Origin of the sequence: Burkholderia arboris, from assembly GCF_902499125.1 — a bacterium.
GTDB classification, from domain to species: Bacteria; Pseudomonadota; Gammaproteobacteria; order Burkholderiales; family Burkholderiaceae; genus Burkholderia; species Burkholderia arboris.
Map to the genome: position 1 here is coordinate 185,711 of NZ_CABVPX010000002.1, position 14,534 is coordinate 200,244.

Annotated in this window: 16 protein-coding genes; 12 read left to right on the forward strand and 4 right to left on the reverse strand. The window is 68.4% G+C overall.

Annotated features, from left to right (window positions below):
* The first annotated feature begins 3 nt into the window (after positions 1-3).
* From BLA15945_RS03330 to BLA15945_RS03340, 3 genes are all read left to right on the forward strand, one after another.
* On the forward strand, positions 4-750 hold the full coding sequence (locus BLA15945_RS03330) for a fimbrial biogenesis chaperone (protein WP_174991461.1): 747 nt from the start codon (positions 4-6) through the stop codon (positions 748-750).
* Complete coding sequence (locus BLA15945_RS03335) at positions 747-1,769, forward strand: fimbrial protein (RefSeq protein WP_059234287.1); 1,023 nt, start codon at positions 747-749, stop codon at positions 1,767-1,769. Before BLA15945_RS03330 ends, BLA15945_RS03335 begins: the two co-directional genes overlap by 4 nt.
* A 107-nt stretch (positions 1,770-1,876) precedes the next feature.
* Positions 1,877-3,064, forward strand: coding sequence for a calcium-binding protein (locus BLA15945_RS03340; RefSeq protein ID WP_174991462.1), 1,188 nt, complete (start codon positions 1,877-1,879; stop codon positions 3,062-3,064).
* 114 nt (positions 3,065-3,178) lie between these two features.
* Here BLA15945_RS03340 and BLA15945_RS03345 read toward each other — a convergent pair whose 3' ends face one another.
* Together BLA15945_RS03345 and BLA15945_RS03350 are read right to left on the reverse strand one after the other, a co-directional pair.
* Entirely contained in the window at positions 3,179-3,910 is a 732-nt protein-coding gene (locus BLA15945_RS03345) for a class I SAM-dependent methyltransferase (RefSeq protein WP_174991463.1), read from the reverse strand.
* 45 nt (positions 3,911-3,955) lie between these two features.
* Positions 3,956-4,690, reverse strand: coding sequence for a DedA family protein (locus BLA15945_RS03350; RefSeq protein ID WP_233464113.1), 735 nt, complete (start codon positions 4,688-4,690; stop codon positions 3,956-3,958).
* Between the two features lie 77 nt (positions 4,691-4,767).
* On the opposite strand from BLA15945_RS03350, the gene BLA15945_RS03355 reads away from it, so the two are divergent.
* Together BLA15945_RS03355 and BLA15945_RS03360 are read left to right on the forward strand one after the other, a co-directional pair.
* Entirely contained in the window at positions 4,768-5,433 is a 666-nt protein-coding gene (locus tag BLA15945_RS03355) for a response regulator transcription factor (protein WP_174991464.1), read from the forward strand.
* Positions 5,430-6,815, forward strand: a complete 1,386-nt coding sequence (locus BLA15945_RS03360) for an ATP-binding protein (protein WP_174991465.1) — start codon at positions 5,430-5,432, stop codon at positions 6,813-6,815. The genes BLA15945_RS03355 and BLA15945_RS03360 overlap by 4 nt, the downstream gene beginning before the upstream one ends.
* 82 nt (positions 6,816-6,897) lie before the next feature.
* Here BLA15945_RS03360 and BLA15945_RS03365 read toward each other — a convergent pair whose 3' ends face one another.
* Both BLA15945_RS03365 and BLA15945_RS03370 read right to left on the reverse strand, forming a co-directional pair.
* Positions 6,898-7,035: an HHHH-motif protein gene (locus BLA15945_RS03365; RefSeq protein ID WP_014897078.1), complete on the reverse strand. Its 138-nt coding sequence runs from the start codon at positions 7,033-7,035 to the stop codon at positions 6,898-6,900.
* 44 nt (positions 7,036-7,079) lie between these two features.
* The gene (locus BLA15945_RS03370; RefSeq protein WP_059236765.1) at positions 7,080-7,331 is read right to left on the reverse strand and encodes a hypothetical protein; all 252 of its coding nucleotides are present in this window, start codon (positions 7,329-7,331) and stop codon (positions 7,080-7,082) included.
* Positions 7,332-7,624: 293 nt separating this feature from the next.
* Here BLA15945_RS03370 and BLA15945_RS03375 point away from each other — a divergent pair, with 293 nt between their 5' ends.
* The 7 genes from BLA15945_RS03375 (at position 7,625) to BLA15945_RS03405 (ending at position 14,422) form a co-directional block, all read left to right on the forward strand.
* On the forward strand, positions 7,625-8,281 hold the full coding sequence (locus tag BLA15945_RS03375) for an RNA polymerase factor sigma-70 (protein ID WP_059234274.1): 657 nt from the start codon (positions 7,625-7,627) through the stop codon (positions 8,279-8,281).
* 86 nt (positions 8,282-8,367) lie between these two features.
* Complete coding sequence (locus tag BLA15945_RS03380) at positions 8,368-8,610, forward strand: MbtH family protein (RefSeq protein WP_059234271.1); 243 nt, start codon at positions 8,368-8,370, stop codon at positions 8,608-8,610.
* A 44-nt stretch (positions 8,611-8,654) separates the two neighbouring features.
* Positions 8,655-9,662 (forward strand): TauD/TfdA family dioxygenase, encoded by a 1,008-nt coding sequence (locus BLA15945_RS03385; RefSeq protein WP_059234269.1) that lies wholly within the window; start codon positions 8,655-8,657, stop codon positions 9,660-9,662.
* Positions 9,662-10,510 carry an ABC transporter ATP-binding protein gene (locus BLA15945_RS03390; RefSeq protein WP_059234266.1) on the forward strand — a complete coding sequence of 283 codons (849 nt, stop codon included), beginning with the start codon at positions 9,662-9,664 and terminating at the stop codon, positions 10,508-10,510. The genes BLA15945_RS03385 and BLA15945_RS03390 overlap by 1 nt, the downstream gene beginning before the upstream one ends.
* A complete protein-coding gene (gene fhuB, locus BLA15945_RS03395) occupies positions 10,507-12,597 on the forward strand; it encodes a Fe(3+)-hydroxamate ABC transporter permease FhuB (RefSeq protein ID WP_174991466.1) in 2,091 nt (696 codons plus the stop codon). The genes BLA15945_RS03390 and fhuB overlap by 4 nt, the downstream gene beginning before the upstream one ends.
* Positions 12,594-13,394, forward strand: a complete 801-nt coding sequence (gene fhuF / locus BLA15945_RS03400; protein ID WP_059234262.1) for a siderophore-iron reductase FhuF — start codon at positions 12,594-12,596, stop codon at positions 13,392-13,394. Before fhuB ends, fhuF begins: the two co-directional genes overlap by 4 nt.
* The gene (locus BLA15945_RS03405) at positions 13,391-14,422 is read left to right on the forward strand and encodes an ABC transporter substrate-binding protein (protein ID WP_059234260.1); all 1,032 of its coding nucleotides are present in this window, start codon (positions 13,391-13,393) and stop codon (positions 14,420-14,422) included. The genes fhuF and BLA15945_RS03405 overlap by 4 nt, the downstream gene beginning before the upstream one ends.
* The last annotated feature ends 112 nt before the right edge of the window (positions 14,423-14,534 follow it).

Sequence of the window (14,534 nt, forward strand, 5' to 3'; positions counted from 1 at the left end):
GCGATGAAAAACACTTTCTCCGTTTCTTTTCGGCGACGCGCGTGGTGCGTGCTCGCAACCGCCGGCGCGCTGCTCGCGGGCGCCGCGCACGCGGCGATCGTGCCCGATCGCACGCGCGTGATTTTCAACGAAGGCGAACAGGCCGCGATCGTCACGATCACGAACAAGAGCACGACGTATCCGTATCTCGTGCAGTCGTGGCTCGAGGACACGAAAGGCAACAAGATCACGTCGCCGCTGATGGTCGTGCCGCCGCTGCAGCGCGTCGAGGCGAACGAGCGCAACGTGCTGCGGATCGCGAAGCTGCCGGGCACCGAGCTGCCGGCCGATCGCGAATCGGTGTTCTACCTGAACATCCGCGAAGTGCCGCCGAAAACCGATACGCCGAACACGCTGCAGATCGCACTGCACACGCAGATGAAGCTGTTCTACCGGCCGAAGGCCGTGCAGCCCACGCGCGACGAGGACTGGACGTTGCCGATGACGCTGCGGGTGGATGCGGCCGCGCACAAGCTGGTGTTCGACAATCCGACGCCGTACCACGTGACGGTGGTCGACGTGAGCGCGGGCGCGCAGAAGACGCCGGTGCCGATCGAGCCGGTGATGGTGAGCCCGATGAGCACGGCCGACGTGCCGTTCAAGGCCGCGACGCCGGCGACGCTGTTCGTCACGCATATCGACGATTACGGCGGCCAGGTGGCGGTCGAGTATGCGTGCGAGGCCGGTGCTTGCAAGAGCGTGAAGAAATGAGCGGCGGTATGCGCCACCAGGGATCGCCGGCCGCTTGGCTGCGCTGGATCGTGCTTGTGTTGCTGGTCGCGGCAGTGCAGCCGGCATGGGCACTGCGCTGTCTGACCAACAGCGGCGCGACTTCGTTGACCGAGCCGATCGGCGGCGTTGCGTCGTATCCGACCGACGCGCCCGACGGCTATGTGATCTGGGTGTCGCCGGTGCGAACGACGTCGGGGTATTGCTACAAGGATCTGGGTGACGACAGCAGCCTGAAAGTCGTCGACAACATCTATTTCTACGCGAATCCGAATCGCACGAATCCTGCCGCCTGGGGGCTCGAGATCGGCATCCGTTACAAGGGTATCGATTATTTCGACAAGACCAGCAACCGAGGCGGCGGGGTGTTCACCGGGTATTCCGTGCCACCGTGCAGCAAGTACGACTTCGATCGAGGGCGTTGCGAGCAGACGCGAATCAGCATCGACTACCAGGTCGTGGTGCGCAAGCGGGGCAACTGGGTCCAGCCGCCGAGCGACATCTACACGGTATTTCAGTTCGACGGCGAGTTCGGGCTGAACGCATACAACCCGAGCTTCCAGTACCGCCTGAGCGGCCTGCGTAATCTCAAGCCGACGCCGTGCTTCGTCGACGTGCTTGTGACGCCCGAGCCGGGCATCGTCAATTTCGGACAGGTGCAGGCGGTGGGCAACGGCTTCATGCCCGCGGTACCGCGCAAGCGGTTTTCGCTGTCGCTGACGAAGAAATGCAACGTCGCGGTACGTGTTGACGGGTACTTCGAAACCAGCTTCCCGGTGCAGAACGGCTTGCTGGTGCCCGCGAAGGACAGCAATTTCGGGATCGGCATCGAGGACAGCCAGGGCAAGGCGATTCCGTTCAACGAACAGTTCAACCTCGCGCAATTCCCGTCCAACGTCATGAACCAGAGCGTATTGATGGACGCGGTGCTGAAGTCGTTCGGACCGCCGAAGATCGGGCGGTTCGACGCGACGGCGACGATCCGGTTGTTCATCTATTGATATCGACGGCGACACCGTCGTCGGCTCGCGCAACGGATATACGGCTTGCGTCGTAACCCGACGATGGTGGATGACCATTCGGGTTTCAGTCCAGGGAGGAGACGCACATGCAAACGCGGTATCGGGTGGTGGCAACATCGATCGCGATCGCGCTGATGCTCGCCGGCGGCCACGCGCAAGCACAAGTGCCCGGTGCAATATCGCTGACCCGGCTCGGCGATCTCGGCGGGATGCGGGATCGTACGAACCAGGTCAGCGGCGTCAGTGCGGACGGCAAGACCTTCGTCGGTTCTTGCTCCAGTTACACGAATCCGGCCGAACCGGGGCGTGCATTCTCATGGTCGGCGCAGACTGGCTGGCAACGGCTGGCTTCACCGTCCGATGAACGCTCGTCAAGAGCCAATGCCGTGTCGTCTGACGGGCGCGTTGTCGTAGGGTCGCTCGCCCAGCCCGGTCCGTATGGCAACGATGCGGTATCGGCTGTCCGTTGGCCCGGGGACGGCAGCGTGCAACCCATTGCACCGTCAACGGCAACGCGGTATTTCAGCGACGCCAGCGTGATGAATCGCGACGGCTCGCGCATCGCGGGTAGCTACACGACGACCGACGGGCACAATGCGCTGTTTCTGTGGGACAGTCGCAGCGGTTTCAACCGTATCACCACCGATGAGGACTTCGCTGCGAGCGCGGTTCACATGAATCAACCCGGCGACGCAGTGGCAGGAAGCGTCGGGAATGTGGGCGGTGTCTATGGCTCGCGCGCTTTCGTCTGGACGGTGCGCTCGGGCGTTCGGCTGCTGCCGGCCATTTCCTCGGCTCCTGCGCTCATGGACCGGGCTATCAGCGTAAGCGACGACGGTCAAACTGTCGTGGGGAATGCCGGGACCGGGCGATCGTTGCCGTCGCCGTGGGGCGAGAGGGAGGGCACCGTCGCGGTCCGCTGGCTGAATGGCGGGAACACGATCGAACAACTCGGCATGCTCGACGGCGACAACTACAGCTATGCCGAACACGCCAATGCGGACGGCAGCGTCGTGGTGGGCCAGTCGGGGAACACCGAACGCGACACTGTCAGAACGTTCATCTGGACGCAGGGCGTCGGCATGCGAAGTCTGCCGGCGCTGCTGGACGCCGCGGGCGTATCGCGCGGCGGGCTGCGGCTGGATACGACGCTGGCGATCAGCCCGGACGGCAGCCTGATCACCGGGCAGGAGTATCTGGACGACAACTATCGTCCGTTGTTCTGGCAGATACGCATCGCGCTGTCCTCGCTGCGGCCGGCGCCACGCCAGTAGCGTCGACGCGGGCCGCGGAAAAGGCGCCGGGGAACCGGCGCCTCGTTTCGCGGTTCGCCGGAAAGAAGCAGGAAAGTCATGGCGGGCGGAATCGCAACCGACCTCCGATCACATTCAGGATGGCGAACTTCTACCTGTTGCCGGACCGGTATGGCCCGGTCCGGGTGCGGAGATACGGGACGATCGGCTTGCGTCGATACCGTGCAAGGCAGGGGCGTCGGCAACGGCTTCGCGAAGCGGCCGTGCGTTGTGCCGCTGACAGCCGTCCGCCTCGCTGCTTCGTTCGAATCGATACACGACGGCCGGCGGAAAATTCATCCACGCGACACCGACCCGCACGGCGCGAATGCGCAGGGCTTCCAGACAGCGTGCCGGAATCGGGCAGCGCGGCACATAGGTGAATTGATAGAACGCGCCACCGGCGGCCAGGTGGCGCGCGAATGCGCAGTGCACGATCGCGACGGCCTGCTCGACCGGCATCGCGACGAGCGGCAACCCGCTCACGATTGCATCCGCGCGTTCCCCGCCGAAGAAGTCACCCGTCATCCCGAGCTGGGCCGCATCCATCTGCATGATCCGCAACGCGGGGAACTGATGCCGCAGCGCGTTGGCAAACGCGGGATCGGCTTCCACCAGCACGAGCCGGTCGCTCGCGACGCCGCGCGCGAGCAGCGCACGTGTGAACACGCCGGTGCCGGCGCCGAGCTCGATCACGGACGCGCGTTCGCGCGGGACATGCGCGGTGATCAGCGCGGCGAGCGCCGGGCCGGACGGCGCAAGTGCGCCGACCCGGCGCGGATTGCGCAACCACGTACGCAGAAACAGCATCCATTCGGGGATACGCATCGACAGGCTCCTGGCGGGATCGATCGGGGGCAATGACAGGCGCGGTTAGCCGGCCGCTTGCGCGGCGAGATAGCCGGCGGTGATGAACAACGTGTTCCAGAGCGCGATGCCGGCCGCCGCCCCCGACGCGAAGCGCGCGAAGCTCGTTTGCAGCAATCCGGCGAGCGCCGGCGCGACGAGCCGGACGAACGGCACCAGTTGCGACCAGAGTGCGAGCCGCGTGGGCCGCGCGCGGATGCCTTCGATCAGCGCGTCCATTCTGGCGGGCTGCAGCCTGCCCAGCGGCGCGACGCGGCGCAGCAGGGCCAGCACGCTGTCTTCAGGCCACAGATTGCCGAGCGCGTAATGAAGGAGGCAGCCGGCGAAACTGCCGAGCGCCGTGACGACGATCGCTTCCGGCAGTGTCCATGCGCCTTGCGCACCGGCGACACCGATCATCGCGAGCAGCACGTGGGAGGGCAGCACGGGGATCAACCGTTCGATCAGCGACAGGCCGGCGAGGCAGGCGATGCTGTTGGCGCCGGCCAGGCTGAGCGCGAGGCCGAACGGGACGAGCGCGGCGACTTGGTTCATCGCGCCGCTCCCGCGCGGCGCGCGCGCAACGCACGCAATGCGGGCGGCCTTTCGTGCCAGAATGCCCGGCACCGGGACGGCGCGAAGCGGGCGCGCCGTGCCGTCTTGCATCGCAGCAACGGAATCGAAGGACAGAACACGGTCATGGCGGGCCTCTCGGGAAAGCGCCAACTGCATTGCACCGGCAATGCGGCGATCGACACGCATCGTGGCCCCCCGGCTTTAAGAAGTTTTTAATCGCGGTCCGTCAGGCTGGCGACCTCGCCATTCGAGGAGCGAAACCGATGCAGATCCTGCTGGTGGAAGACGACGCGATGCTGGCCGACGTCGTGCGGGCCGGCCTGGCCCAGAACGGCTGGCGCGCGGACTGGGTGGCCGACGTGCCGGCGGCTCGGCTCGCGCTCGTCGGTCGCGACTACGACGCGGTGCTGCTCGACCTGCAGTTGCCGGGCGCATCCGGTTTCACGCTGCTCGCCGCGATGCGCGCGAACTACGACGCGACGCCGGTATTGATCGTGACCGCCCGCGATCAGCTGAGCGACCGTATCCGCGGGCTCGACGCCGGCGCCGACGACTATCTCGTGAAGCCGTTCCAGCTGGACGAGCTCTATGCGCGGCTGCGCGCGCTGACGCGCCGCAGCCAGGGCCGCGTGTCGGAGCGGCTGGTCTACCGCGATATCCACGTCGATCCGTCACGCAAGGAAGTCACGCGCGCCGGCGAACCCGTCGCGCTCAGCATTCACGAGTACCGGACGCTGGTCGCGCTGATGGAACGGCAAGGACGCGTCGTCACGCGGACGCAGCTTGAAGCGCGCGTGTATGGCAACGACGGCGCCATCGAAAGCAACACGATCGCGGTGTACATCCATCAGCTTCGGCGCAAGCTCGGCGACGAACTGATCGTGACGGTGCACGGTTTCGGCTATCGCGTCGGGGAGGGCACGGCATGAGGTCGCTGCGTATGCGCTTGCTCGCCACCGTGATGGCGACGGTGGTCGTGTTCTGGGCGAGCTGGGGCGCGGTCCTCGGCGTCGGCCTGTGGCGCGAGCAGCGCGGCTGGCGCGACGGCTTGCTCGAGGGCGCCGCGCAACTGCTGCTGCTGTCGCTGCCCGATGCAATCGACCGCCTGCCCGAAGCCCGCGCCCAGGCGGTGTTGCCGAAAGCCGCGTACGGCAAATACGACGTCGCGTTCCAGATCTGGATCGACGGCCGCAACGTCATGCACAGCGCGGATGCGCCGGGGCCGGCGCTCAAAGCCGACATGCGGGACGGATACGGGGTGAGCAGCGGGCGCGGCGTCGCGCACGACGAGACCTGGCGGGTCTATTCGCTGTCGGATCCGGCGGGCCGGATTCGCGTGCAGACGGGCGGGCCGGCCACGACCTGGCAGGAGAAGGCGAACAATGCGCTGCAACTCGGCCTGTTCAATACGGCGGTGCTGCTCGGCATGCTGGGCGTGGCGATCTGGTGGGGGATCCGCTGGTCGTTCGGGCCGGTGCGCGACGTTCAGCGGGCGATCCAGCACAAGGCCGCATTCGATTTCTCGCCGTTGCCGCTGATGACGCTGCCACGCGAGCTCCGGCCGCTCGTCGAGTCGTTCAATCGCCTGCTCGCGCGGCTGAGCCAGGCCGTCGATACCGAGCGCCGTTTCATCGGCGATGCGGCGCACGAGTTGCGCATTCCGCTGGCGGCGTTGTCGGCGCAGGCGGAAGTCGCGTTGCGGGCGGACAGCCCCGCGGACAAGGACGCCGCGCTGCGCCGTCTGGCAACGGGCGTCGAACGCAGCGCGCGGCTGTCCGGACAATTGCTCGAGCTGGCGCGGCTCGATGCAGGATCGCGCGCCGAGCAGCACGGGCCGGTGGACCTGTCGCGGCTCGTTGCGCTGATCGCGAGCGACTTCGACGCGGCCGCGCATGCGCGCCGGCAGACGGTGCGGGTGGCGGTCGAGCCGGTGTGCGTGTGGGGCGATCTGGATGAAATCGCGATCGCGGTGCGCAACCTGATCGACAACGCGCTGCGTTACGGCCATGAAGGCGGGCGGGTCGAGATCGCGTGCGACGGCCTGGCCGGCGCGGACGGGGCGCGCGTCAGGTTGCGTATCGCGGACGACGGGCCGGGCGTGCCGGTCGACGAGCATGCGCGGATCTTCGAACGCTTTTACCGGGTCCCGGGTACGGCGCAGCCGGGTAGCGGCATCGGCCTGTCGCTGGTCGCGCGCATTGCCGAGTCTCACGGCGGGGCGGTCGACGTGGCGGCCGGTATCGATGGGCGTGGACTGGCGGTGATCCTGTCGTTTCCGATCTGGCTGGCGCCCGAGCGCTGGCAGCGTTAGCGCGAGCGCCTGCGCTGCCCGAGTCGCAAGAACAAAAAAAGCGCCGGCGAGCCGGCGCTTTTTCACCTCTACCGCGCAACGCTCAGCGCACCCAGCGGCACACCTTGTGATGGTGATGCTCGAAGTGGCACACGCGGTGCGGATGCGCTTCGGCAATCGCCGGCACGAGTACGGCGGCGGCAACGGCGGCGGCGGTCAGGGTTTTCAGTAGCGTCTTCATGTTGAGGTCCTGTCGTTGAATGGCGGATTACGGGAGCGACGGCATTACCACTGCGGCCGCTGATCGTCGTGCCGGTCGTCCCGGCGCTCGTCTCGACGATCGTCGCGGCGCTCGTCACGCGGGCCGGGATGCTGGGCTTCCCAGTCACGGCGTTCCCAGTAGCGATTCCCGTCCCAGTAACGATCGCCATGCCAGCCGATCGTGACTTCGGCAGGGCCAGGGTAGGCCACGCACCCGCCGAGCATCACGCTCGACAGCACGCCAACCATGACTGCGGATAACACGATGGATTTCATGTTGTTCTCCCTTGGAAACAGCAAGTCGATCGTACGAGCCCCCAAAATTTCACGTGGTAAGAAGTTGCTACCGCCCATGACAGGTGCAGGCGTTTCGTCAGATGCGTGAAAGCATGCGTGGACGCGGCGCAAGCGGTGCGCAACGGCCGGTACGCGACGCATCCGCCCCGACAACGATTTCGTCAATTGTTCAGACAAATCCTGACAACTGAAAGGGTCATCCGGTAATCGGATTGAGAATGATTTGCGTTTACGTTAAATTGCGCTATCTCGGAATTTGACGGAGCAGATCGATGGCCATGGCGGAAGTGCTTGACCGACCGGCGGCGGCAGCGGCAAACCCGTTCCTCGGCAGTTATCCGGACCTGCCGCCGCGTGCGCGCCGGGCCGCGGAGCCCCGTGCGCAGGGTGCGCTGCTCGACGTGCTGATCTCTCATCGCTCGATGCTCGTCAATGTCGCGCGCGGCTTCGTCGGCTGCGCGAGCCGTGCGGAGGACGTCGTGCACGACGTGTTCGTGAAGCTCGTCGAATTCCCGAACCAGGATGCGGTGCGCCAGCCGGTCGCATACGTGACGCGGATGGTGCGCAATGCGTCGATCGACGCATGCCGCCGGCAAAGCCTCGAGAACGTCTATCACACGGAAGAGGACGACGGTTTCGACGTGCCGTCGCCCGAGCCGACGCCGGAAGCCGCGCTGATGACGCGCGATACGCTGCGGCGCGTGTGGGCCGCGCTCGACGACCTGCCGGCCCGCAGCCGCGCGGCCTTCGAGATGGTGCGGCTGCGCGAGGAAACGCTGCAGACCGCGGCGCGCGCGCTGAACGTGTCGCAGACACTCGTGCATTTCATGGTGCGCGACGCGGAGCGCCATTGCGCGGAATGCCTCGACGCATGCCAGCGCGGCGTCGCGTGCCCGGTGTTCCTGGGCGGCCGCGCGCGGCGGCGGTAAAAAAACGCGCCGGCCAACCGTCTATCAGACAGGAGCGGCCGAAACCGCCGCTTCGCCTCCTTCAACCGTCTCAGCGATTTCCGATCATGACGCAAGCCCCGACGCCTTCCGCCGACACCGACGATCTCGTCTACACGGTCGTCATCAACGACGAAGAACAGTATTCGATCTGGCCGACGTTCCGGCCCGTGCCGGCCGGCTGGCGCGAGGTCGGCGTGAGCGGCCCGAAGGCCGACTGTCTCGCCCATATCGAGGCCGTCTGGACCGACATGCGCCCCGCGAGCCTGCGCCGCGCGATGGACGGCGAGCGCGCGTCGCGCGCATCGTGACCTGCTGCGCCGCGATCCGGCGCGCCACCTGAAGAGGACGTTGCATGACCCTGCTTTCGTTGCCGACGCTCGACGACCTGCGTATCGAGCCGGGGCTGCCCACCGTCGTGTCGCCGCGCGGCAGCGACGGGATGTCGATCGACGACGTCGCGCCGCTGGCGCGCGAGATCGCGGCCGACACGCTCGAACGGGCGGGCGGCGTACTGTTCACGGGCTTTCACGTGCCGTCGATCGACGCGTTTCAGCAGTTCGCGGCATCGTTCGGCGATCCGTTGATCGGCTATGAATATGCGTCGACGCCGCGCAGCCAGGTCGAAGGCGCCGTCTACACGTCGACCGAATACCCGCCGCACCGCGCGATTCCGCTGCACAACGAGCAGTCGTACACGCGCGAATGGCCGCTGCGGATCTGGTTCCACTGCGCGCTCGCCGCGCCGAAGGGCGGGGCGACGCCGATCGCGGACAGCCGCGCGGTGTATCGCGCGCTCGATCCGGCGCTCGTCGCGCGCTTCGAAAAACGCGAGCTGCTGTACGTGCGCAATTTCGGGCAGGGGCTCGATCTGCCGTGGCAGCAGTCGTTCGGCACCGACGAGCCGGCCGAGGTCGAACGGATGTGTGCGGCGCGCGGCATCGAATGCACGTGGCGCACCGACGATGACGGCGAATTGCTGCTGCGCACGCGCGAACGCTGCCAGGCCGTTGCACGCCATCCGCGCACCGGCGATCGCGTGTGGTTCAACCAGGCAAACCTGTTTCACCTGTCGGCGCTCGACGACGACATGCAGGAAGCACTCGTCGACGCGGTCGGTCTCGAGAACGTGCCGCGCAACGTGTACTACGGCGACGGCGAACCGCTCGAGGCCGGCGCGCTCGCGGAGATCCGCGGCGTGCTCGACCAGCAGCGCATCGTGTTCCCGTGGCGCACGGGCGACGTGCTGATGCTCGACAACATGCTGACCGCGCATGCGCGCGACCCGTTCGAGGGGCCGCGCAAGGTCGTCGTCGCGATGGCGCAGAGTTATACGGTCCCGCGCGACCGAACGGAGGCTTGATGACGCGTAGTACCGCCGCGCTTGCCGCGCGCGGGCTGTCGGTAGGATATCGCGACCATGTCGTGATCGACGGGCTGGACCTGTCGATCGCGGCCGGCCGCGTAACCGCGCTGTGCGGACCGAACGGCTGCGGCAAGAGCACGCTGCTGCGCACGCTCGCGGGCCTGCAGCCCGCGCGTGCCGGCCATGTCGACGTGAACGGCCAGCCGCTCGCATCGTTTCGCCGTCGCGCGCTCGCACGCGAGCTGACGATGCTCGCGCAGTTCAACCAGATTCCGTCGGGCCTGACCGTGCGCGAACTCGTCGCCTACGGGCGCTATGCGTACGGCGGCTTCCTGCGCGGCCTGTCGCGGGCCGACCATGCGGCGATCGACGAGGCGCTCGACACGAGCGGCCTCGCCGGCGACGCGGAGCGCGACGTCGGCGCGCTGTCGGGCGGCGAACGCCAGCGCGCGTGGATCGCGATGGCGCTCGCGCAGCAGGCGCCGATCGTGTTGCTCGACGAACCGACGACCTATCTCGACATCCATCACCAGCTCGACATCCTCGACGCACTGCGCACGCTGAATCGCACGCGCGGGCTGACGATCGTGTGGGTGCTGCACGACCTGAACCAGGCGGCCGCGTACAGCGACGAGATCGTGTTGATGCGTGCGGGCCGTCTCGTCGCGCAGGGCACGCCCGACGCGATGCTCGATCCGGCGCGGCTGCGTGCGGCGTTCGGCGTCGAGATGCTGAAGCTCGCGCATCCGCAGACGGGCGCACCGATGTGCGTGCCGGCCTACGGTCCGGCAACCGACGGCGCGCCGCAGGCGGCCGGCGTCTTCGACCGGGATCTCGCCGTATGACGACGTTCGCGATGCGCAAGCGCCTCGCGGCGACCGGGAAGGGGGCAGCCACCGGACGGGCCGGCGCGATCGCGTTCGGCCTCGTCGCGTTGATCGCGATCTTCGCGGCGCTGCGCGTCGCGCCCGACCTGCGCGTGTGGTGGGACGCGGTGCCCGGCAGCGATGCCGCGTCGCTCGCACACGTGTTCCTGTTCGACCTCAACCTGCCGCGTGTCGCAGCGGCGCTCGTCGCAGGCGGCTGCCTCGGCATGGCGGGCGCGCTGTTCCAGTCGCTCACGCGCAATCCGCTCGCGTCGCCCGACCTGCTCGGCGTGACGGGCGGCGCGCAGCTCGGCCTGCTCGCGGCGATGCTCGTGCCGGCATTGGCGGGCGTCGCGACGGTGCCGCTGCTGTTCGTCTGCGGGCTCGCTGCCGCCGCATGCGCGATAGTCGTGGCGGGCGGTTGGCGCGCGACGCCGTTGCGGCTCGTGCTCGCGGGCAGCGTGTGCATGCTGCTGTTCGCCGCGCTGTCGACGCTCGTGCTCGCGTTCTTCGAGCAGAACATCGCGGGGGCCGCGCTGTGGACCAACGGCAGCCTGTACCAGCCTGGCGCGACGGGCCTCGCGCTCGCCGCGCGCTGGCTCGTCGTGCCGCTGATCGCGCTGCCGTTCGTGATCCGGCCGCTGAATCCGCTCACCCTCGGCGATGACGCAGCGGCCGCGGCCGGCGTGCGCGTCGATGCGACGCGGCTCGCCGCGACGATCGTCGCGGTCGCGTTCACCAGTGTGGCCGTCAGCATCGCGGGCCCGCTGTCGTATGTCGGCCTCGTCGCGCCGAACCTGCTGCGCCAGGTGCGCGGCGCGCGCGCGGCGCGGCTCGGCGTGCTGGTGCCGTTGTCGGCGCTCACCGGCGGCGCGCTCGTGCTCGTCACCGACAGCGCGGTGCTCGCGTCGGGTCTCGACGCGACGCTGTCGACCGGCGTCGCGATCGCACTGGTCGGTACGCCGCTGATGCTCGCGATGATCCGGCGCGGCGCTGCCTGGTCGGGCGTGCTCCATGCGGATGCCGAGCGTGCGGCGGGCGGCGGTTCGACGCGGCTCGTCGGCTGGCTCGAACGGCTCGGCTGGCCGTTGCGCACGGCGCTGTTCGTCGCTGTCGGCGCGCTCGTGGTGTGGGGCGGCGTGTCGGCCGGCCCCGAATGGCTGTCGCCCGCGCGCTGGTCCGCCGCGCTGTCCGGTCACGATGCGCTCGCGCGGATGCTGATCGACCTGCGCATGCCGCGTCTGCTGTGCGCGTTGCTCGCCGGCGCATTGCTTGCCGTCAGCGGCGTCGCGATGCAAAGCGTCGTGCGCAATCCGCTCGCGGGCCCCGAAGTGCTCGGCGTCACGCAGGGCGCAGGGCTCGTCACGCTGTTCGCATTGTCGACGTGGCCGCTGATGGGGCACGTGACGCTCGCGGCCGCCGCGTTGATCGGCGGTGGCCTGTCGCTCGCGATCACGCTCGCGCTGAATCACCGGCATCGCTACGCGCCGCTCGCGGTCGCACTGACCGGTATCGTGATCGGCGCGCTGTGGACGACACTCGCACAATGGCTGATCACGCAGGAAAGCGTGCAGCCCGCGCGCTTCGTCGTGTGGCTCGTCGGCGGCACCTATGGCCGCAGCTGGGGCGAAGTGTCGATGCTGCTGCCGTGGTGTGTACTCGCTGTGCCCGTGTTCGCATGGCTCGCGAAGCCGCTCGACATGCTCGCGCTCGGCGACGACCAGGCGGCCGCGCTCGGCCTGCCGGTGGCCGCGCTGCGGCCGCTCGCGTTGACGATCGCGACGCTCGCCGCGTGTGCGGCCGTCGCGGCGGTGGGGCCGGTCGGCTTCATCGGACTGATGGCGCCGCACGTCGCGACGATGCTCGGCGCACGCCGGCATCGCACGCGGCTGTGGCTCGCGGCTGCGTGCGGCGCGCTGATCCTCGGTGTCGCGGATCTCGCGGCGCGCACGGTCGTCGCACCGCGCGAAGTGCCGGCCGGCGTGCTGACCGCGCTGATCGGCGCGCCTTACCTGCTCGGGCTGCTGATTCTCGAGGGGCGCCGCGCCCGGCGCGCAGGGCGATGACGCCGGCGCTCGACGATACGCGCGCCACGCGCTTTTCGGCGTTCGCGCCGGAACCGTTCGCCGAACATCTCGACGTTGTCTGGCTCGGCATGCCCGAAGACGTACGTGCGCCGGGCCGCATCGTCATACCCGTCAGCGCATTGCCAGCCCATCGCGACGCAGTGCTCGACGCGATGGTCGGCCACTACGGCGGCGATCCCGCGCAGCATGCACGCGCGCTGATGTCGCAATGGAGCAAATACTATTTCGGCCGCGCGGTGCCGGCCGGCGTCGTCGCCGCGCTGACGCTCGGCCGGCCGCTCGACATGAACCCGGAGCGCACGTTCGTCGCGCTCGACGACGGGATGCCGGCCGCGCTGTATTTCGCGGCGGACGCGCTCGGCGCGCCGTGCGACGATCCCGTGCCCCGCTATGCGGGACTCGTCGCGCATCTCGGCGCGGTGATCGACCTGCTGGCGGCAATGGGCCGCGTCACGCCGCGCGTGCTGTGGAGCAATGCGGGCAACCTGCTCGACTATCTGCTCGACACGTATCGTTCGCTGCCGTGCGCGGCCGATCCCGTCCGCGATGCTGACTGGCTGTTCGGGTCGACCTGTATCCGGGGCGAATCGAATCCGCTGCGCCAGCCCGTGCGCGATGTCGTGCCGCGCTCGGCGCTGCTGCCGACGCCGTTTCGCGCGCGCCGCGTGTGCTGCCTGCGCTATGAAATTCCTGGAGAAACGCAACTGTGTGGAAGCTGCCCCCTGCTACTGACGATGGACGACGCGGCGCTGGCCGAGCAGGACGCGATCCGGTGACGCACGCCGGCCGCCGGCATGCGCTCGGCGTACTCGCGGCGGCACTCGGCGCCGCGTGTTGCGGCACGTTCCCGGCATCGGTCGCCGCTGCGTCCGTTGCCAACGATGCACGCGGCGCGCAGGGCGCCGTGTCGCTGGCCGGCAACCCCGTCGTGTCGCAGGCGAGCGCGACGATGCCCGTGCGGCCGCAGCGCGTGGTCGCGCTCGACTTCATGTTCGCGGAAAGCGTGATCGCGCTCGACATCGTGCCGGCCGGGATGGCGGACACGGCGTTCTATCCGGGCTGGCTCGGTTACCAGAGCGAGCGGCTCGCGAACGTGACCGATATCGGCTCGCGGCAGGAGCCGGGGCTCGAGGCGATCGCTGCGGTCAAGCCCGATCTGATCATCGGCGTCGGCTTCCGCCATGCGCCGATCTTCGACGCGCTCGACCGGATCGCGCCGACGATCCTGTTCCAGTTCAGCCCGAACGTGTCCGACGGCGGCGTGCCCGTCACGCAGCTCGACTGGATGCGGCAGATCTTCCGGACCATTGGCGCAGTGACGGGGCGCGACGCCCGCGCACAGGCGGTCGACGCGCAGCTCGACGCCGGGATCGCGCGCAATGCGGCGCGGCTCGCCGCCGCGGGGCGCAAGGGTGAGCGGATCGCGCTGCTGCAGGATCTCGGCTTGCCCGATCGTTACTGGGCCTATACGGGCAACAGTACGTCGGCGGGCCTCGCGCGTGCGCTCGGGCTCGATCCGTGGCCGAAGAAACCGACGCGGGAAGGCACGCTGTACGTGACGTCGGCCGATCTGCTCCGGCAGCGCGACCTGGCCGTAATGTTCGTGACGGCATCGGGGATGGACGTGCCGCTGTCCGCGAAACTCGATTCGCCGGTGTGGCGCTTCGTGCCCGCGATGAAGGAACGGCGGATCGCGCTGATCGAACGCAATATCTGGGGGTTCGGCGGACCGATGTCGGCGCTGAAACTGGCCGACGTGATGACCGACACGATGCTGAAGCTGCCGGCCGTACGCAAGACGTGACGCGCAGGGCGTCGTGACCGGCGCGCCGCGCATCGGCAATAATCCCTTCCGAAATGCAAATCGCCGACGCGCTGCCATCGCAGCGCGTCGGCGATTTTTTATCGACCGTCTC